This is a genomic window from Pseudomonas sp. SIMBA_068 (genome assembly GCF_046534705.1).
GTDB classification, from domain to species: Bacteria; Pseudomonadota; Gammaproteobacteria; order Pseudomonadales; family Pseudomonadaceae; genus Aquipseudomonas; species Aquipseudomonas putida.
Map to the genome: position 1 here is coordinate 1 of NZ_JAWRYI010001063.1, position 254 is coordinate 254.

The window sequence follows — 254 nt, forward strand, 5'->3', positions numbered from 1 at the left end:
CACCATGGTGGCGGCGTGGATCAGCGCGGAGATCGGGGTCGGGCCTTCCATCGAGTCGGGCAGCCACACGTGCAGCGGGAACTGCGCCGACTTGCCCATCGCGCCGATGAACAGGCAGATACAGGCAACGGTCAGCAGGCCCCAGTCGGTGCCCGGGAAGTGCAGGCTCGCGAGCTCGGCACGCTTCGCGAACACTTCGCCGTAGTTCATCGAACCTGCGAACGCGAGCAGCAGGCCGATGCCCAGCAGGAAGC

1 protein-coding gene is annotated in these 254 nt (G+C 66.9%); it reads right to left on the bottom strand.

Annotation, left to right across the window (positions count from 1 at the left end; translation table 11 throughout):
- The coding region (locus SB756_RS32695) for a proton-conducting transporter membrane subunit (protein WP_410913592.1) at positions 1-254 on the bottom strand (254 nt) is incomplete at both ends.